Here is an 18,358-nt window from a genome sequence, read left to right as displayed (position 1 = left end):
GACGCATGAGCTTCCGCACCAGACTGGTGCTGATCATCACGGGGGTGTTCATCGCGGCCGGCGCCGGTCTGCTCGCGGTGCAGTACCTGATCGTGCAGCAGCTGTTCACGTCGGCGATCTCGATGACCGCCGCGAGCTGCGTGCCCGCCTACCCGCTGTCGGATGCCGGGCAGTCGGCTCCCGCCCCCGTGGAGGACTGGTCGAGCGTCGACCCGGATGCCGCGACGGGTTTCATCGGGTCGGGCACAGCGACGCTCACCGGATGCGCCTACTTCGCGGAGGAGACCACCCCCACGCAGCCGATCCAGGCGCTGGACGTCGTGTCGGTCGAGGCGGTCGGCGGCGCCGTCCTGCAGCAGTCGTCGTTCCTCTCGGACGAGATCCGCGGTGGACTCCTCACCTGGTCGATCGTGGTGCTCGTGGCCTTCGCGGGCGTCGCGGCCGCGATCGCGTTCTGGCTCGCGCAGCGCTCGCTGTCCCGCATCCGCGAAGTCACCGCGGCCGCCCGCGACATCTCGGAACGCGACCTCGCGCGTCGGCTCGACCTGCCGGGTCCGGACGACGAGGTCAAGGAACTGGGAGACACGATCGACGGGATGCTCGATCGGCTGCAGTCGGCCTTCGCCGCGCAGGATCGCTTCGTCGCGAACGCCTCGCACGAGCTGAGGACCCCGCTCACGACCACGCGCACCGCCCTCGAGATCCCGCTCGCGCAGGGTGCGGTGCCGCCCGAGCTCGAGCCCGGCATCCGTCGCGCGCTGCGTGCCGCCGAGCAGAGCGAGAAGCTCATCACGGCGCTGCTCGCCCTCGCCCGGTCGGGCGCTGCGCTCGAGCACCCGGAAGCTCTCGACGTCGCCGAGCTGATCGAGGGGGAGCTCGCCGAACTCGACCACGGAGACCTCGCGCTGCACACCGAGCTCACGTCGGTCGTCGTCGACGGCGATCCGCTGCTGCTGCCGCGCGCCCTCCGGAACCTGCTCGAGAACGCCGTGCTGCACAACACCGCGGGCGGCGAGGTGCGCGTGCGGTCGTCGCGAGACGGCGACACCGCGGTCGTGGAGGTCGAGAACACCGGCAGCGCGCTGGATGCCGCCACCGTGGCGCTGCTCACCGAGCCGTTCTACCGCGGAGACGCGACGCGCACGGCATCCGGCCCCGCGGGCACCGGTCTCGGCCTCGCGATCGTCGACAGCATCGCCGAGATGCACGGCGGCGCCCTGCGGCTCACCTCGCGCGAGGGCGGCGGGCTGATCGCCTCCTTCTCTCTCCCGGTGCGCCGCGCGGGATAGGCGGCGGACACGGCGATGGGCGGAGGATCCGGTGAGGATCCTCCGCCCATCGGGGAGAACTCCGCCCGATGCGTCAGGCGACGCGGGCGGCGGCGGATGCGGTCAGCTGACCACCCAGTCGAAGTCCGAGCCGTGCTCCTCGAGCCAGGCGTCGACGGCCTCGGCTTCCTTGCCCTCGCCGAACTCGTTGACGACCAGGTCCTCGAGCGCACCGTACTGCTCGTCGTCGAGCTTGATCTTCTCGATCAGCTCTGCGGCCTCGGGGAACTCCTCCGCGAAGCCCTTGGTGCCGAGGAAGTGCAGGGCCTCGGCCTCGCCCATGGCGCCCTTGGGGTCTTCGAGGTCCTTCAGCGGGAAGGCGTCGTTGGCCCAGAACGGACGCCACAGCGTCACGACGATGTCCTTCGCGGCGTCGGTCGCCGACTTGAGCTCGGTGAGCATCGCGGCGGTCGACGAGGTGACGAGCTCGTACTCGCCGTCGAGGCCGTACTCGGGCATCATCTTCTGCGTCTGCGCGGTGAGGCCTGCACCCGGCTCGATGCCGATGATCTTGCCGCCGAACTCCGCACCCTTGCCCGCGAGGTCCTCGATCGAGGTCAGCTCGGAGTACTCCGGGACGGCGATCGTGAGCTTGGCGTTGTCGTAGTACGCGCCGAGGTCCTCGATGTCGTCGCCGTACTCGTCCATGTACGACTTGTGCGTGAGCTCGGGCCATGCCGAGGGGTAGATGTCGACGTCGCCCTGCGCGAGGCCGGTGTACAGCGGGCCCGCCTCGGTCAGCGTCTTCATCTCGACCGTGTAGCCGATCTTCTCGAGCTGGTCCTGCAGCAGGTAGGCGGTGCTCAGGCCGTCGGTCCACGAGGGGAGGAAGCCGAGCGTGATGGTGCCCTTGTCCCCGCCTCCCTCGCTGCCGCTGCCGGAGCCGCCGCCGGTGCCGCCCATGCCGTCGCCGCTGCAGCCGGCCAGGGCCAGGGTCGCGGCGGCGCCGAGGGCGGTGATGGTCAGGAACTTCTTCTTCATGTGTGTCTCACTCTCGTTACGTATGTGCTGTGTGCGGGAAGGGATGGGTCAGGGTCAGCCGACGCCGCCGGGCGAGCGGCGCGGCGAGGCCTTGATGCGCTCGGCCTCGTCCGTGGCGTTCGTCGTGTCGGAGGCCGCGTTCTCGCGGGCCATCGCGGCGGCCGTCTCGTCGAGCCGACGACGATCGCGACGGCGCGACAGGATGCCGAGCAGCGACCCGCGGTTCTCGCCCGGCGAGCCGAGAGCGGCCGTCACACGGTCGAGGAAGACCGCGATGAGCACGACGCCGAGTCCGGCCTCGACGCCCTTGGCGATGTTGATCGTCGAGATCGCCTCGACGACCATCTTCCCGAGGCCGTCGGCGCCGGCCATGCCGGCGATGACCGCCATCGAGAGGGCGAGCATGATGACCTGGTTGACGCCGGCGAGGATGGTCGGCATCGCGAGAGGCAGCTGGATGCCGCGCAGGATCTGCCCGGGCTTCGCGCCGAAGGCCTGACCGGCCTCGACGGTCTCGGAGTCGACGCCGCGGATGCCGAGCTCGGTGAGTCGCACGCCCGGGGGCAGCGCGAAGATCACGGTCGCGACGAGTCCGGGGACCACGCCGATGCTGAAGAACACGATCGCCGGGATGAGGTAGACGAACGCGGGCATCGTCTGCATGAAGTCGAGCACCGGCTTCAGGACCGCGCGCACCGTGGCGTTGCGAGCCGACCAGATGCCGAGCGGCACCGCGACGACCACCGCGATGACGGCCGCGACGAGCACGAGCGCGAGGGTCTGCATCGCCGGCACCCAGAGGTTCATCGCCACGATCAGCGTGAACGACACGATCGTGCCGATCGCGAGCTGCCAGGAGCGGACCAGCCAGGCGAGAAGCGCCGCGATCGCGATGATGACGACGAAGTGCGGGCTGAGCAGCGCACGCGTCAGCCCGTCGACGAGGAAGCTCACGACGAAGGAGATCACGTCGAGCAGTCCGTCGAGGTTGGTCTTGATCCAGTCGACGCCGGCCGCGACCCAGGATCCGAGGGGGATGCGGAAGTCCATCAGCGCACCTCCTCCGTGGTCGGGGCGGCCGCCGGGTCGGCGGTCCACCCGTCGTCCAGCACCGCGTCGATCTCGGCCTGCGGCATCGGGATCAGCGGCAGCGTGAGCTCACCCGTGGCACCGGGTCCCGGGCCGAGGGCGGCGAGCAGTGTGATGCGCGGGATGACGCCGACGAGACGTCCCTGACCGTCGACCACGGCGAGGGGCAGCGGCGACTCGACCGAGGGGATGAACAGGTTCATGAGAACCTCGTCCTCGCTGACGCTCTGCGGCACGGGCTTGAGGATCGACTCGAGCGTCGACACGCCCTTGCGCACGAGCTTGACCGCGTCGCGGTCGGTCACGATTCCGAGCAGCTTGCGATCGCGGCCGGTCACGTACGTGGCCGACATGAATGCGTCGCGCATCTGGCGCAGTGCGGTGCGGGGTCCGGCGGTGTCGGCCACGACCGGACGCGGCCGCTCCATGACGTTCGCCGCCGTGAGCACGCGAGCGCGGTCGACGTCCTGCACGAACTGCTCGACGTAGTCGTTGGCGGGGTCGGTGAGGATGTCCTCCGGCGTGCCGATCTGCACGATGCGGCCGTCGCGCATCACGGCGATGCGGTCGCCGAGGAACATGGCCTCGTTGAGATCGTGCGTGATGAAGACGATCGTCTTCTGCAGCTTCTCCTGCAGTTCGAGCAGCTGCTCCTGCATCTCGCGGCGGATGAGCGGGTCGAGCGCGCTGAACGCCTCGTCCATGAGCAGGATGTCGGAGTCGGCGGCGAGCGCACGGGCGATGCCGACGCGCTGCTGCATGCCACCCGACAGCTCGGAGGGCAGCTTGTCGGCCTGACCCTCGAGCCCGACGAGGGCGAGGATCTCCTCGGCCTTCGCGAGGCGCTCGGCCTTCCCGACGCCCTTGAGCTCGAGCGGGTAGGCGACGTTCGCGGCGACCGAGCGATGCGGCAGCAGCGCGAAGTGCTGGAACACCATGGAGATGCGGTCGCGACGGATCTCGCGCAGACGCGAGCCCGGGATGCCGGTGATCGGGTCTCCGCCCACGAGGACGGAGCCGTCGGTCGCCTCGTGCAGGCCGTTGAGCATGCGGATGATGGTGGACTTGCCGGAGCCCGAGAGCCCCATGATGACGAAGATCTCGCCGCGGTTCACGGTGAAGCTGGCGTCGATGACGGCGGCCGTTCCGTTCTCCGCGACGTCGGTGCGGCTCTCCCCGGCCTTGAGGCGGCGGACCGCCTGGTTCGGGTTCTTCCCGAACACCTTGTAGAGATTGCGCGCTTCGAGTGCTGTGTCGGACACGTTTCCCCTGCGGCTCGCCTCGGCGGCTGAGCCTGCTTCGGTTACGCCCGGGTGATGCTCACGGGGCCGTTTCGAGTGCTTCGCTGTGGCGGCGCTGACGGGGGATTTCGGATCCACCGTAGAGAGCATCGACCGTACGCCCACGCCTCTTCGCAGCACAGCAGATCGAAAGAAGGACGTGGCCGCGGACTGGTCTTCGGACCGTCAGGCCCGACTTCCAACGTAACGAAATGGCCGGTCAGGGGCAAATCCGCATTTGTGAAGGGTTATGACTTTCCGTGCCTGACCGGGGGATTGCGCGGGTTTCGGACATCGCTGTCGACGAGGCCGGTCGGGCGTTTCGTCAGCGACGGACGCTTCGGGTGACGGTGAACTTCGGCGTGCGTCGAAGCTGCTCCGTGGTGCCGACGAGTCGGGTGAGCTCGGCTCGGTAGGCGAGGGACGAGTTGAACACCGTGAACAGCTCGCCGCCGGGACGGAGGAGTCGGGCGGCAGCCTCGAACAGACGTGTCGCCGCCCCCGCGTGCACGCTCGTGCCGAGGTGGAAGGGCGGGTTGAGGAGCACGAGATCGGCGCTCGTGTCGGGCAGCTCGGAGCCCGCGTCGTCGTGCGTCACACTCACCCGGGCGGCGACGCCGTTCGCGGCGACGGTCGCGCGGGCCGAGGCGACGGCCGCGGCGGAGCGATCGGTCGCGATCACGCGCGCCTCGGGATGCGCCGCCGCATAGGAGACGGCGAGCGCACCGGTGCCGCAACCGAGGTCCACCACGGTTCCCGCGGCGGGGGCGCTGTCGTCGAGCACGTCGAGCAGCACACGCGTGCCGATGTCGAGCCTCGCGCCGGCGAAGGCACCGCCGTGCGCGACGAGGGTGAGATCGCCGTGGCGCTGGGAGACGGGGAACGGCGGGTCGGCCGGGACCTCCCGCGGTGCGGACGCGACGACGAGCCGGGACTTCCTCTCCGCGCGCTCGGCCTGAACGCTGCCGAAGCTCCGCGCCAGCACCTCGTTCTGCGCGAGCGTCATGTGCTTCACCCGGCCGCCCGCCACGAGCACGACGTCAGGCGCGGCCCATCGCGCGACGGCGTCGGCGACCTCCTCGAGCTCGGCGAGCGACTTGGGCAGCTGGAGCAGCACCAGGCGCACGCCCGCGAGGAGGTCGGCATCGAGCTCGTGGGGCACGAACCCGTCCAGATCGAGGTCCGCGGCGTTGAGGGCGAGTGCGCGGCGACCGGTCGCGAGGTCCTGGTGCACGCGGACGCCCTTCCGCCCGGAAGCCGTGAGAGGCAGCGTGATCGCGCCGTACTCGTCGCCGATCACCGCGATGTCTTCTCCTCGGACGTCGAGCGTGAGAGCTCGGGCGACGAGAAGCGCGTCGGTCGCGTCATGCGCCTGCAGGTTGTCGGCCTCGACGTCGGGGCGGCGGCGCAGTCGGGCGTAGGGGAAGTCCACGTCTCCAGCGTAGGAGCGCATTCCCTTGACACGGACTGAACGCGTGTTTAGCATGCTGTACATGCGTTCAGCTTCGGATGATCTCACCGCTCGCGCACGGATCCGCGACGCGGCGATCGTGGCGTTCTCCCGGGACGGCTTCGACGCCGCCAGTCTGCGAGGGATCGCCCGCGAGGCCGGGGTGAGCGCCGCGCTCATCGTGCACCACTTCGGCGACAAGAACGCTCTGCGCGACGAGTGCGACACCTACGTCGTGAGCGTCTTCATCGACGAGGACCACGGCGTGATCGACGCCCCGACGCAGGACCGCATCCGCGCCGCCATGCACGACATCGACCGCTACGGCCCGTACATCGACTACCTCGCACGCATGCTGGTCGACGGCTCCCCCGCTGCGGACCGCCTGTTCGACAGCATCCTCGAGGGAACCCGCGCCGTGCTCGACGGACAGCGCGACGCCGGGATGCTCGAGCCGATGAGCGATCCCGAGATGACGACGCTGCTCGTCACCCTGATCGGGCTCGGGCCGCTCGTGATGCGGGCGCAGCTGGCCCGGGTGCTCGGCTCCGACCAGCTGAGCGCGGCGGGTCTGCGTCGGCTGACGCTCCCGACCATGGAGCTGCTGACCCACGGGGTCTACGCGACGACCGCGCTGCTCGACGGCACGCGGCAGGCCCTCGTCGACGACGAGGCCGCGACGGAAGGAGACGCATCATGACCGACGCGATCGAGATCCAGCGGCTGCACAAGCGCTACGGCCGCCGCATCGCGCTGCACGAGCTCGACCTGCACGTGCGCCCCGGCACGGTGTTCGGCCTGATCGGCCCGAACGGCGCCGGCAAGACCACCACGCTGCGCACCCTGGTCGACGTCATCCGCCCGTCGTCGGGCAGCGTCCGCGTTCTCGGCGAAGACCCTCGCCACGGCGGGGCGGCCCTGCGACGGCGGCTCGGCTACGTGCCCGGCGAACTCCGCCTCGACGGACGGTCGAGCGGGCACCGGATGCTGGCGTTCTACGCGCAGGTGTCCGGGGCACGCGACGCGGCGGCGACCCTGAGCACCGCACGGGAGCTCGCCGATCGGCTGGGCGTCGACCTCGCCCGGCCCGTCCGCACCCTGTCGAAGGGAAACAAGCAGAAGGTCGGGCTGATCCAGGCGTTCATGCACCGGCCGGAGCTCCTGATCCTCGACGAGCCGACCAGCGGCCTCGACCCGCTCGTGCAGCGCGAGTTCCTGCAGATGGTCCGCGAGGCGCGGGACGCCGGTCAGACCGTGCTGCTCAGCTCGCACGTGCTCAGCGAGATCCAGCAGACCGCCGACGAGGTCGCGGTGCTCGCCGACGGGCGGGTCGTGGCCGACGGCGACGTGGCCTCGCTGAGGCTCGGCTCCGTCCGCCGGATCCGCGCCGCGATCAGGGACACGGATGCCGCGGCGGTGCGCGCCGGATTCGAGGCCGTGCCGGGGGTCACCGGTCTCGAGGTACGCGAGGCCGACGGCATCCTGCACGTGTCCGGCACGGTCGAGGGCGCGATCGATCCGTTCGTGAAGGCGCTCGCGGCGCGGGAGGTGCAGGACCTCACGGTCGAGGAGCCCGACCTCGAGGAGTCCGTGCTCCGCCTCTACGGCGCATCCGGCTCACACCCTTCTTCCGCGACGCCCCACACCCCCGTCGAAACCCACCCGGAGCGACGTCGGGGAGGGTGGGCCTCGACGCGCGACGTGGGTCTCGACGAGGACGACGCAACGGATGCGGCGGCGCCACCGTCTCGGCGCAGCCGTCGAGAGCGCGGCGAGCGACGGGAGGAGGGGCGATGACCGGCATCCTGCCCGTGTTCCGACGCAGTCTGCGCGACTCCTGGCGCAGCCTCCTCGGCTGGACGCTCGGCCTCGCCGCCGTGCTGTTCCTGTACCTGCCCCTGTACCCGAGCCTCGGCGGCAGCGCCCAGCTGCAGGACCTGATCTCCGCGCTCCCGAAGCAACTCGTCGAGACGATCGGCTACGACCAGATCTCCAGCGGCGCCGGGTACACGCAGAGCACGTTCTACGGGCTCATGGGCTTCCTCCTGCTGACGATCGCCGCGGTCGTGTGGGGCTCCGCGGCACTCGCCGGCGCGGAGGAGAGCGGCCGGGCCGAGCTCGACCTCGCACACGGCATCGGCCGCGGACAGTATGCGCTCGAGTCCGCGCTGGGCGTGCTCGTGCGGCTGGCGTGGCTGGGGGCGTTCTCCGGCGTGGTCGTGGCCGCGCTGAACGGACCCGCCGACCTCGGACTCGACGGCTGGCGCATCGTCGGCGCGAGCGCCGCGCTCACCGGTCTCGCATTCCTCACGGCATCCGCAGCTCTCCTCGCAGGGGCTGCGACGGGTCGGCGCCTGTGGGCCACGGGCGTCGGCGCCGGCATCGCCGTGCTCGGGTACATCCTGCAGGCGCTCGCGAAGCAGTCGAGCGACCTCGAGTGGATGAACGCGCTGTCGCCGTACGCGTGGGTGTACCGGCAGTCGCCGCTCGGCGAGGGAGTGGATGCCGGGGGACTGGCGCTCACGTGGGGCCTCGCCGTCGTGTTCGTCGTGGCGTCCGCGCTCGCGCTGCGCGCCCGCGACCTGCGCGGCTGACGCATTCCGCCTCTTGCGGACGTCACACGATCGGAACACAATGGACATTTAATAGATCACAATGATCTGTTTGATGGGTGCATCGTCGCACCACGAGGAGTTCCCGATGACCCTGACCATCGCCGGCCTGCAGCACGACGGCGTCCCCGGGGACGTCGACGCCAACCTGGCGATCGTCGCCGCGGCCGCCAGGGATGCCGCGAGCCAGGGCGCGCACCTGCTGGTGACGCCCGAGATGTTCGTCACCGGGTACAACATCGGCGCGCGGCTCGCTTCCCTCGCCACGCCCGACCTCGCCGAACGGGTCGCCGCGATCGCCGTCGAGACCGGCATCGCGATCGTCGCGGGGCTGCCTGAGCCGGTGCCCGGTGGAGGGATCGCGAACGCCCTCGTCCTCGTCGACCGCGAAGGCCAGGAGCTGCTCCGGTACCGCAAGACGCACCTGTTCGGCGCCCTCGACCGCAGCCTCTTCGTGCCGGGAGACACCCTTCCCGGCATCGTCGACCTGCACGGCGTCCGCCTCTCGGTGCTCATCTGCTACGACGTCGAGTTCCCCGAGACCGTGCGCGCCGCGGCCCTCGCCGGAGCGGATGCCGTGATCGTGCCGACCGCGCAGATGGAGCCCTACGCCCATATCGCCGAGCGGCTCATCCCCGTCCGCGCCTGGGAGAGCCAGGTCCATGTGGTGTACGTCAACCGCGTCGGCGCCGAAGGCGATCTCTCCTACGTCGGTCGCAGCAGCATCGCCTCGCCCGAGGGCACCACGCTCGCCTCCCTCGGCGCGCACGACATCGGCCTCGTGATCGCCACGATCGATCCGGAGACCACCCGCCGTGCTCGTCGGGAGAACCCGTACCTCCACGACCGTCGCACCGACCTCTACTGACCGGTTCCACCCGCACCACTCTCGCTGTCCCGACCCCTCCTCCCGCATCCTCTCCGCGGATGCTCAGTCGAAAGTGACCCTCATGACCGTCTCCCCTCTCACCGAGCCGCGCCAGCGCCTCGACGGCCGGCTCGGCACCGGCGCGATCGTCTTCATGGTGATCGCCGCCGCCGCTCCCCTCACCGTGATCGGCGGCAACGTGCCCATCGCGATCGGCTCGGGCAACGGCCCCGGTGCGCCGATCGGCTTCGCGCTCGCGGCCGTGATCCTTCTCGTGTTCTCGGTGGGCTTCGTGACCATGACCCCGTTCGTGAAGGAGGCCGGAGCGTTCTTCTCGTACGTCACCGCCGGCCTCGGCTCCCGGCTCGGGCTCGGCACCGCGTTCACGGCGCTCGTCGCGTACACGGCGATCCAGGTCGGCGTGTACGGGTACATGGGATGGGCGGTCGACGACCTCGTGACCTTCTTCGGCGGGCCGAGCCTGCCGTGGTGGCTGTACTCGTTCGCGACGATGGCGATCGTCGCGGTGCTCGGATACCGCCACATCGACCTGAGCGCCAAGGTCCTGGGCATCGCGCTGGCCCTCGAGATCCTCGTCGTGGTCGTGCTCGACGTCGTGATCTTCGCGACAGGCGGGGCAGACGGCATCGCGCTCGAGACCTTCGACCCCGCGAACGTGTTCACGAGCGGGATCGGCGTCGCCGTGCTGTTCGCCCTGACCGGGTTCATCGGCTTCGAGGCCACCGCGGTGTTCCGCGACGAGGCCCGCACCCCCGAGCGCACCATCCCGCGGGCGACGTACCTCGCCGTCATCATCATCGGCGTCTTCTACGCGATCTCGTGCTGGGCGCTCGTCACGGGCGTCGGGGCGGCGAACGCCGTGACCGTGGCGCAGCAGACCCTCGCAGGCGAGGGCAACCTGCTGCTCGACACCACGACGCAGTACCTCGGGCCGATCGTGCGCGACGTCGTGCAGGTGCTCCTGATCACGAGCCTGTTCGCGTGCGTGCTGTCGTTCCACAATGTCATCGCGCGGTACCAGTTCACGCTCGCGCACAAGTCGGTGCTGCCCGCGCGCCTCGGTCACCGGCATCCCTCCCACCACTCCCCGGCCTTCTCGTCGGTCGTGCAGACGATCACGGCGGCCATCGTGCTGGCGGTGCTCGCGCTGCTGGGACTCGACCCGCTCGTCGGCGTCTTCGGCTCGATGGCCGGCGTCGCCACGGTCGGCATGGTGCTGCTCATGCTCACGACCTCGATCGCGGTGCTCGTGTTCTTCGCGCGACGCCCCGAGCTCGCCGACGGACGCTCGATGAAGGCGCGCGTGTTCCCGGTGCTCGCAGTGATCGGCCTGGTGTTCGCGCTCTGGCTCGTGCTGTCGAACTTCACGCTCGTCACGGGAGGCAGCGTCGCGGTGAGCACCGTCCTCGCGCTGATCCCCGTCGCCGCGATGGTGGTCGGTATCGTGTGGGGCAGGCGGTTCCGCCTCGACGCCGACCCCGTCGAGGAGTCCGCCGCACCGGGTCGCGCGGAGGAGCGCACGACGAACTAGACGGGCTCTCGCCGGTCGCCGGTGCCGATCCCGAGACGAGAACGCACGATGGACCTGGCCTCCCCGGCGCTCGGCGCGATCCGCCGCACGACGGCCGTCGACACCGTGCGGGCCCGGATCTCCCTGGCCGTCGAGCTCGGGATGCTCGCGCCCGGCCAGCGTCTGCCCGGCACCGACGACACGGCCAGGGCGTTCGAGGTGAGCGAGATGACCGTGCGTCGCGCCTACCGCGCATTGAGCGAGGAGGGCGTGGTCGTGCGGCGCAAGGGCCACGCGGGCGGCACCTTCATCGCGGACGCCCCGACACTCGGCACCGTCGGGGAGATCGACGCGTACCGGGCGGATGCCGCGCACGTGCACGCCCTGATCGATCAGCGCGCCGCGCTCGAGGCGGGCCTCGCGGCGATCGCGAGCGCCGCTCCTGACCCCGCGGGGCTCGCGCGGCTCGACGCCCTGGTCGCCGAGATGCGCACGGTGCCGGACTGGACGGGGTTCCGGACCGCCGACGCCGCGTTCCACGAGGAGCTCGCGACGATCGCCGGTGTCGACGGGGCCGCAGAGCTTCACCACCGCGTCTCGCACGAGCTGTACGCGTACTTCATCCCGTACCGCATCGACTATCTGCGGGCGTCGAACGAGGAGCACGCCCGCCTGGTGGCGGCGCTGCGCGCCGGGGATGCCGGTGCAGCGAGCCGCCTCGCCTTCGATCACGTCGCGGAGCTGCACGGCTCGATGTACGTCGGTCGCCCGCGCGGCTGACGCGCGTTTCGTCTCGCTCCGGGGCACGGCTTCGGAGCCGGGAGCCGACACGCCGCACTCCTCCTCACCGGCGCGGCGCGTCGCGGCATCCGCTCCGAAGCTGTGCCCGCGACGGCTGCCGCCCCGCGGGTCTTGACACGGTCAAGGTTCGGTGGTTACCTAGTCGAGTAACTAACCCACCAACCACACGGAGGACTCGTGATCGAAGAAGGCAAGCCGCTCTTCCTCCAGATCGCCGAGCAGATCGAGGACTCGATCATCGACGGATCGCTCGCGGAAGAGACCCAGGCCCCTTCGACGAACGAGCTCGCCGGTTTCTACCGGATCAATCCCGCGACCGCCGCGAAGGGAGTCGCCATGCTCACCGACAAGGGAGTGCTGTACAAGCGCCGCGGCATCGGCATGTTCGTCGCCGCCGGCGCACGGGACATCGTGCTCGGGGAGCGCCGTTCGGCGTTCGCCGACCGCTACATCGACCCGCTCCTCGCCGAGGCCCGCACGCTCGGACTCAGCGCCACCGACCTCGCGGATCTGCTCACCGAGCGGGCCGCCCAGACCGACGCAGGACAGACCGATGCAGCACCGACCGAAGGGAAGAACCCCGCATGACCGCCGTCATCGAGGTGCAGAACCTCACGAAGCGCTACAAGGACAAGCGCGCACTCGACAACGTGTCGCTCAGCCTCGAAGGAGGCGCGATCTACGGCCTCCTCGGACGCAACGGCGCCGGTAAGACGACCCTCATGTCGATCCTCACCGCGCAGAACTTCGAGTCGTCCGGCACCGTGAAGGTGTTCGGCGAGCACCCCTACGAGAACGCGCACGTGCTCAACCGCATCTGCTTCGTCCGCGAGAGCCAGAAGTACCCGGACGACGCGTACCCCACGCACGCCTTCAAGGCCGCGAGCCTGTTCTTCGCGAACTGGGATCAGAAGCTCGCGGACGAGCTGATCGAGCAGTTCCAGCTCCCCATGAAGCAGACCATCAAGAAGCTCTCGCGTGGTCAGCTCTCGGCCGTCGGGGTCATCATCGGCCTCGCCTCGCGCGCCGACCTCACGTTCTTCGACGAGCCCTATCTGGGACTGGATGCCGTCGCGCGCCAGATCTTCTACGACCGACTGCTCGAGGACTACGCCGAGCACCCGCGCACGATCATCCTCTCGTCGCACCTCATCGACGAGGTCTCGAACCTCATCGAGAAGGTCATCGTGATCGACAACGGGCAGATCCTCCTCGACGAGGACACGGATGCCGTGCGCGACCGCGCCGTCACGGTCGTGGGCGACGCCGCGAAGGTGGATGCCTGGGCCTCCGGCCGCGAGGTCCTGCACCGCGAATCGCTCGGGCGTGTGGCCTCCGTCACGGTGCTCGGCCGGTTGAGCGCCGACGAGCGCGCCGAGATCACGGCATCCGGTCTCGACCTCGCGCCGGTCTCGCTGCAGCAACTCGTCGTCCGGCTCACGCAGAAGGCGGAGTCCGCCACGAAGGACGACGCCGCGAAGGAAGGAGTCCGCTGATGCGACGCACGCTCAACGTCATCCGCCTGCAGCTGATCAACCGGCAGACCTTCATCTGGGTGCCGCTGATCATCCTGGGCGCCGCGACCGCGATCTCGGTCATCATCTACGCCATGATCCCGGTGGACACCCCGAAGTACGGCGGCGGCGGTCAGGCCCCGCTCTGGTACTTCTTCGCGATCGGGATGTCGGCGATGACGCTCACGTTCCCGTTCTCGCAGGCGATGAGCATCACGCGCCGGGACTTCTTCCTCGGCACGATGCTCACCGCGGTGCTCGGCAGCACTTTCATGGGCCTGCTGTTCCTCCTCGGAGGCGCGATCGAGACCCTGACGAACGGCTACGGCGTGAACGGATGGGTGTTCTACCTGCCGTGGCTGTGGGAGGCCGGTCCGCTCGGGGCGTTCGTCGTGTACTTCACGCTCGCGCTGTTCTTCTTCGTGGTCGGCTTCACCGGCGCGACGATCTACAAGAGCTGGGGACCGCTGGTGCTCACGATCGTGGGAGTCGGGCTGGCCCTCGTGCTCGTGGGACTCGTGTTCCTCGTCACCCGTCTCGAGCTCTGGGGCCAGGTGGGTCGCGGCATCGGCGACCTCGGCGCTCTGGGCATCGCGCTCTGGGGCCTCGTGGTCGTGGCCGTGCTCACGGCGGTCTCGTTCCTCGCTTTCCGCCGGGCCATCCCCTGATCCCGCTCTGACATCCACGCCGTCGGCCGTCCCTCCGGGGGCGGCCGACGATCCGTGTCCGGATGGTTCACATCTGCTGCATCCAGGTGTGAACGCCCCCTCCCTACGATCAGGGAAGAACGCGGAGCCCGTCCCTCGGGGCGGGCTCCGCTCCATCGACTGCACGCGGGGGCGTGCGGTGTGCGCATTTCTGGGGAGAAGACCATGCACATCATCGGGGGTGGCCGTCGTGCGACGGCCGGACACGGCGACGCTCGCCGCACACGTGCGACGACGCTGTCGGCGGCCGTCGCCACCGTGCTGGCGCTGGCGCTGACCATCGGGCCGCTCGCGGTTCCGACGGTCGCCGTCGCCGACACGGCTCCGGCATCGGGGGTGCCGGAGACCGTGACGGCGGACGCGCTGCCGACCGTCCAGATCGACGGCGTGGTCTACGCGCAGGAGGTCGTCGGCAACACGGTGTACGTGGGCGGCAGCTTCGCGAAGGCCCGCCCGGCAGGATCGCCCGCGGGGACGAACGAGACGCCACGCGCGAACCTGCTCGCGTACGACCTCACCACCGGCGCCCTGATCTCGTCGTGGAATCCGGGCGCCAACGGCACGGTCCTCGACATCAAGAAGTCGGCCGACGGCTCGCGGATCTACGTCGCCGGCGCCTTCTCGCAGACGGCCGGCGCCTGGCGCTACCGCGTCGCGGCGTTCGACACCGCGACCGGGGCGCTCGCGACCACGTGGGCGCCCGCGACCAACGGACGCGTCGACGCGCTCGCGATCACCGAGTCGTCCGTGTACCTCGCGGGAGAGTTCACCACGGTCAACGGCGTGCAGCGCACCAAGGTCGCGTCCGTCTCCGCCGTGGACGGAACGGTCAGCGCGTTCTCCGCGACCGTGGACGGCGGGTACGGCGCGAAGGGCGTCGTGGTCTCGCCCGACCGTTCCAAGGTCGTCATCGCCGGGTCCTTCACCTCGGTCAACGGCTCCACCAACCCCGGCCGGGGCATCACCGCCCTCGACGCGAACACCGGCACCCTGATGCCCTGGGCCATGAACAGCGTGCTCCGCAACGGCGGCACCGCCGCCGCCATGTCCTCGCTGGCGGCCGACGCCGACGGCGTCTACGGGACCGGAACCACCACCGGCGGCACCTCCGAGGACGGCTTCGAAGGCGCCTTCCGTGCGAGCTGGGCGGACGGCAGCCTGATCTGGATGGAGGACTGCCACGGCGACAGCTACGACGTCGCCCCCGTCGGCGACACCATCTACGTCGTAGGACACCCGCACTACTGCGGCAACGTCGCCGGCTTCCCCGAGACGAAGCCGACCAGCTACAAGCACTCGCTCGCGTTCTCCAAAGCTCCGAGCGGTCAGCCCATCACGAAGGACACGCAGGGCTACCGCAACTTCGCGGGCAACCCGGCCGGATCGCTGCTGCAGTGGTACCCCGAGTACGTCCCCGGCAACTACACCGGCCAGTACCAGGGTCCGTGGCAGGTCTCGGCCTCCGGTGACTACCTGCTCGTCGGCGGCGAGTTCCTCAAGGTGAACGGTGCGAGCCAGCAGGGCATCGTCCGCTTCGCGAAGAAGACCGTCGCGCCCAACAAGCAGGGCCCGCAGGTACAGGGTGGGGCATGGCCCGTCGACGCCGTGTCCTTCCGCACCGGCGTGAACCGCGTGTCGTGGAGCGCGAACCACGACCGCGACAACCAGACCCTTACGTACCGGGTGTTCCGTCAGGATCTGGGCACGACCGCCCCGATCCACGAGACCACCCAGCTCTCGAACTTCTGGACGCGTCCGGCGATGTCCTACCGCGACACCACGGCGGTGCCCGGCACGACGTACAACTACCGCGTCACGGCGACCGATGCACACGGCAACAGCACGCAGACCGACTGGAAGAGCGTGACGACCGCCGTGAAGGACGGATCCACCGCCTACGACGCAGCCGTTCTCGCGAGCGGCGCGGTGAACTACTGGCCGCTGCAGGAGAAGAGCGGGACCGCGGGATACAACTGGGCGACAGGCAGCGACCTCGTCGTGACCGGGGCCACGCGTGGCGGCGGCACCTCGTTCTCCGGCACCGCGTCGTCGTCCGCCGGAACCACGAGCTCCACGATGGGTCCGCAGGCGTTCACCGTCGAAGCCTGGTTCACGACGGCCAGTACCGCCGGGGGCAAGATCATCGGCTTCGGCTCGTCGTCGTCCGGCAACTCCGTCTCGTCCGACCGTCATGTCTACATCGACGGAGCGGGACGTGTGTCGTTCGGCGTGTGGCCGAACGCGGTGCGCACCGTCACGAGCGGCACCGGGTACAACGACGATCAGTGGCATCACGTGGTGGCGTCATTGAGCTCGGCGGGTCAGGTCCTCTGGATCGACGGCGTGAAGGTCGGTGAACGCACCGACACGACGACGACACTGCCGTACACCGGATTCTGGCGAGTCGGCGGCGACACCGTCGGCGGTTGGCCGCACGCCGGGACGAGTGCGTTCCTGAGCGGATCCATCTCGAACGTCGCGACCTACGACCGCGCGCTCACCCGCACGGAGATCGACGCGCACCGGGTCGCCAGCGGCCGGGCATCGACCCTCCCCGCGGCGCCGCCCGCCGATGCGTACGGCAGCGCCGTGTTCCACCTGGACCCGACCCTGTACTGGCGCCTGACCGACACCGGAACCGGCCCCAAGGCCGCGGACCGCGGCATGAACGACTCCGACGGCAAATACCTCGACGAGACCGGTGCCCTGGTGAAGGGCGAGCCGGGAGCGATCACCGGGTCTCCCAACAAGGCCGTGCGCTGGGCTCCTGCGACCGCTTCGACGGGCGCGGGGGTCGTCAGCAAGAAGCAGTACACGGCTCCACAGATCTTCACCGTGGAGGCGTGGTTCCAGACCACCACGACCGCCGGCGGCAAGATCGTGGGCTTCGGCGACAGCGCCGCCGCTTCGAGCGGCGTCTTCGACCGCCATGTCTACATGACACCCGACGGTCGTCTCCACTTCGGAGTCTGGGACAAACGCGCAGTCGCGATCGACACTCCGGTCTCCTACAACGACGGTCGATGGCACCATGTGGTCGCGCAGCTCTCGGGCGGAGGCATGGCGCTCTACGTGGACGGCGCCCTGGTGGGGTCGAACACCACGACGTCCGCGCACGACTACACCGGTCACTGGCACGTCGGGAACGACAGCACGTGGGGCGGCGCGACGACGTTCACAGGAACGATCGACGAGGTCGCCGTATACGGCTCGCCGCTCACCGCGGCGCAGATCGACGAGCACCACCGGCTCGGCGTCTCGGGCACGGTGAACATCGCTCCGGTCGCGGCGTTCACGCCGACGGCGACGGCGCTCGCGGTCACGGTCGACGGCTCGGCCTCGGCCGACCCCGACGGCGCGATCGCCGCGTACGCGTGGACGTTCGGCGACGGCGGCACCGCCACCGGCCCGACCGCGACACACACCTACGCCGCCGCCGGCACCTACCCGGTCACGCTCACCGTCACGGACGCCGTCGGCGCGACGGCTTCCGTCACCACGCAGGTCACGGTGGCAGCGCCGGTGCCCGCGAACGAGCTCGCCACCGACGCGTTCACCCGAGCCGTCCCGGCCGGCGGGTGGGGTTCGGCCGACCTCGGCGGGGCGTGGACGCTCCAGGGCGGCTCGGCGGCCTACTCCGTCGCCGACGGCAAGGGCGTGGTGTCGCTGTCCAAGTCCAATACGAGGACGGCGCGTCTGGGGCTGTCGGGCACCGACGCGGTGATCCGGGTGTCGGTCGCGGCCGACCAGGTCTCCACCGGCGGCGCGGCCACCGCGACCGTCATCGGCCGCCAGGTCAACGCATCGAACTACGCCGCCCGCGTCCGCTTCGAGACCGGAGGCGCGGTGCGCCTCTACCTCCTGCGCGACGAGGTCGCCCTCGGCTCGTACCTCATGCCCGGAGTGACATACACCCCTGGCACCGTCCTGAACGTGGCCCTCTCGGTCACCGGCACCAGCCCGACCACGCTCGCCGCGAAGGTCTGGAGGGCCACCGACCCCGAACCCACCACCTGGCAGGTCACCGCCACAGACACCACCCCCGCCCTGCAGGCGGCCGGCACCGTCGGACTCATGAACACCGTGTCCTCGGCATCGACCCTCCCGTCGACCGTCTTCACCTGGGACGACCTCACCATCACCCGTCCCTGAGAGATCGGGCGGAACAGCGGATGCCGGTGCGGCGCGTCCACTCGG

The 18,358-nt window shown here is 70.1% G+C and carries 15 protein-coding genes; 11 read left to right on the top strand and 4 right to left on the bottom strand.

Translation table 11 applies throughout. The features are described from left to right. The first annotated feature begins 5 nt into the window (after window positions 1–5). Window positions 6–1,289 carry a sensor histidine kinase gene (locus ACIPY8_RS01285; RefSeq protein WP_400814098.1) on the top strand — a complete coding sequence of 428 codons (1,284 nt, stop codon included), beginning with the start codon at window positions 6–8 and terminating at the stop codon, window positions 1,287–1,289. Between the two features lie 102 nt (window positions 1,290–1,391). Here ACIPY8_RS01285 and ACIPY8_RS01280 read toward each other — a convergent pair whose 3' ends face one another. From ACIPY8_RS01280 to ACIPY8_RS01265, 4 genes are all read right to left on the bottom strand, one after another. After that, window positions 1,392–2,309, bottom strand: a complete 918-nt coding sequence (locus ACIPY8_RS01280; protein WP_400814096.1) for a glycine betaine ABC transporter substrate-binding protein — start codon at window positions 2,307–2,309, stop codon at window positions 1,392–1,394. Between the two features lie 54 nt (window positions 2,310–2,363). Continuing rightward, window positions 2,364–3,362: an ABC transporter permease gene (locus tag ACIPY8_RS01275; RefSeq protein WP_400817610.1), complete on the bottom strand. Its 999-nt coding sequence runs from the start codon at window positions 3,360–3,362 to the stop codon at window positions 2,364–2,366. Beyond that, window positions 3,359–4,660: a glycine betaine/L-proline ABC transporter ATP-binding protein gene (locus ACIPY8_RS01270; RefSeq protein ID WP_400814094.1), complete on the bottom strand. Its 1,302-nt coding sequence runs from the start codon at window positions 4,658–4,660 to the stop codon at window positions 3,359–3,361. Before ACIPY8_RS01270 ends, ACIPY8_RS01275 begins: the two co-directional genes overlap by 4 nt. 343 nt (window positions 4,661–5,003) lie before the next feature. Then, on the bottom strand, window positions 5,004–6,131 hold the full coding sequence (locus ACIPY8_RS01265; protein WP_400814092.1) for a class I SAM-dependent methyltransferase: 1,128 nt from the start codon (window positions 6,129–6,131) through the stop codon (window positions 5,004–5,006). 40 nt (window positions 6,132–6,171) lie between these two features. On the opposite strand from ACIPY8_RS01265, the gene ACIPY8_RS01260 reads away from it, so the two are divergent. The 10 genes from ACIPY8_RS01260 (at window position 6,172) to ACIPY8_RS01215 (ending at window position 18,313) form a co-directional block, all read left to right on the top strand. Next, window positions 6,172–6,828 (top strand): TetR family transcriptional regulator, encoded by a 657-nt coding sequence (locus ACIPY8_RS01260; protein ID WP_400814090.1) that lies wholly within the window; start codon window positions 6,172–6,174, stop codon window positions 6,826–6,828. Then, on the top strand, window positions 6,825–7,925 hold the full coding sequence (locus tag ACIPY8_RS01255; RefSeq protein ID WP_400814088.1) for an ABC transporter ATP-binding protein: 1,101 nt from the start codon (window positions 6,825–6,827) through the stop codon (window positions 7,923–7,925). Before ACIPY8_RS01260 ends, ACIPY8_RS01255 begins: the two co-directional genes overlap by 4 nt. Then, a complete protein-coding gene (locus tag ACIPY8_RS01250) occupies window positions 7,922–8,722 on the top strand; it encodes an ABC transporter permease subunit (protein WP_400814085.1) in 801 nt (266 codons plus the stop codon). The genes ACIPY8_RS01255 and ACIPY8_RS01250 overlap by 4 nt, the downstream gene beginning before the upstream one ends. A gap of 106 nt (window positions 8,723–8,828) precedes the next feature. After that, window positions 8,829–9,608, top strand: a complete 780-nt coding sequence (locus ACIPY8_RS01245; protein WP_400814083.1) for a carbon-nitrogen hydrolase family protein — start codon at window positions 8,829–8,831, stop codon at window positions 9,606–9,608. 82 nt (window positions 9,609–9,690) lie between these two features. Next, on the top strand, window positions 9,691–11,160 hold the full coding sequence (locus tag ACIPY8_RS01240) for an APC family permease (protein ID WP_400814081.1): 1,470 nt from the start codon (window positions 9,691–9,693) through the stop codon (window positions 11,158–11,160). A 48-nt stretch (window positions 11,161–11,208) separates the two neighbouring features. After that, a complete protein-coding gene (locus tag ACIPY8_RS01235; protein WP_400814078.1) occupies window positions 11,209–11,919 on the top strand; it encodes a FadR/GntR family transcriptional regulator in 711 nt (236 codons plus the stop codon). A 198-nt stretch (window positions 11,920–12,117) separates the two neighbouring features. Continuing rightward, the gene (locus tag ACIPY8_RS01230) at window positions 12,118–12,528 is read left to right on the top strand and encodes a GntR family transcriptional regulator (RefSeq protein ID WP_400814076.1); all 411 of its coding nucleotides are present in this window, start codon (window positions 12,118–12,120) and stop codon (window positions 12,526–12,528) included. Beyond that, complete coding sequence (locus ACIPY8_RS01225; RefSeq protein ID WP_400814074.1) at window positions 12,525–13,436, top strand: ABC transporter ATP-binding protein; 912 nt, start codon at window positions 12,525–12,527, stop codon at window positions 13,434–13,436. The genes ACIPY8_RS01230 and ACIPY8_RS01225 overlap by 4 nt, the downstream gene beginning before the upstream one ends. Beyond that, window positions 13,436–14,122: a hypothetical protein gene (locus ACIPY8_RS01220; protein WP_400814072.1), complete on the top strand. Its 687-nt coding sequence runs from the start codon at window positions 13,436–13,438 to the stop codon at window positions 14,120–14,122. The genes ACIPY8_RS01225 and ACIPY8_RS01220 overlap by 1 nt, the downstream gene beginning before the upstream one ends. A gap of 204 nt (window positions 14,123–14,326) precedes the next feature. Then, a complete protein-coding gene (locus ACIPY8_RS01215; protein WP_400814070.1) occupies window positions 14,327–18,313 on the top strand; it encodes a LamG-like jellyroll fold domain-containing protein in 3,987 nt (1,328 codons plus the stop codon). Window positions 18,314–18,358 lie beyond the last annotated feature (45 nt).

The organism is Microbacterium sp. NPDC089696, assembly GCF_044749125.1.
Lineage (GTDB): Bacteria > Actinomycetota > Actinomycetes > Actinomycetales > Microbacteriaceae > Microbacterium.
Note: the sequence above shows the minus strand (reverse complement) of the source record. Positions and strands in the feature narration are given on the sequence as shown.

Coding starts and splice junctions, on each gene's coding strand:
- ACIPY8_RS01225 (WP_400814074.1), top strand. CDS start 12,525: ATGACCGCCGTCATCGAGGTGCAGAACCTCACGAAGCGCTACAAGGAC.
- ACIPY8_RS01250 (WP_400814085.1), top strand. CDS start 7,922: ATGACCGGCATCCTGCCCGTGTTCCGACGCAGTCTGCGCGACTCCTGG.
- ACIPY8_RS01265 (WP_400814092.1), bottom strand. CDS start 6,131: ATGCGCTCCTACGCTGGAGACGTGGACTTCCCCTACGCCCGACTGCGC.
- ACIPY8_RS01260 (WP_400814090.1), top strand. CDS start 6,172: ATGCGTTCAGCTTCGGATGATCTCACCGCTCGCGCACGGATCCGCGAC.
- ACIPY8_RS01220 (WP_400814072.1), top strand. CDS start 13,436: ATGCGACGCACGCTCAACGTCATCCGCCTGCAGCTGATCAACCGGCAG.
- ACIPY8_RS01215 (WP_400814070.1), top strand. CDS start 14,327: ATGCACATCATCGGGGGTGGCCGTCGTGCGACGGCCGGACACGGCGAC.
- ACIPY8_RS01255 (WP_400814088.1), top strand. CDS start 6,825: ATGACCGACGCGATCGAGATCCAGCGGCTGCACAAGCGCTACGGCCGC.
- ACIPY8_RS01285 (WP_400814098.1), top strand. CDS start 6: ATGAGCTTCCGCACCAGACTGGTGCTGATCATCACGGGGGTGTTCATC.
- ACIPY8_RS01245 (WP_400814083.1), top strand. CDS start 8,829: ATGACCCTGACCATCGCCGGCCTGCAGCACGACGGCGTCCCCGGGGAC.
- ACIPY8_RS01240 (WP_400814081.1), top strand. CDS start 9,691: ATGACCGTCTCCCCTCTCACCGAGCCGCGCCAGCGCCTCGACGGCCGG.
- ACIPY8_RS01280 (WP_400814096.1), bottom strand. CDS start 2,309: ATGAAGAAGAAGTTCCTGACCATCACCGCCCTCGGCGCCGCCGCGACC.
- ACIPY8_RS01235 (WP_400814078.1), top strand. CDS start 11,209: ATGGACCTGGCCTCCCCGGCGCTCGGCGCGATCCGCCGCACGACGGCC.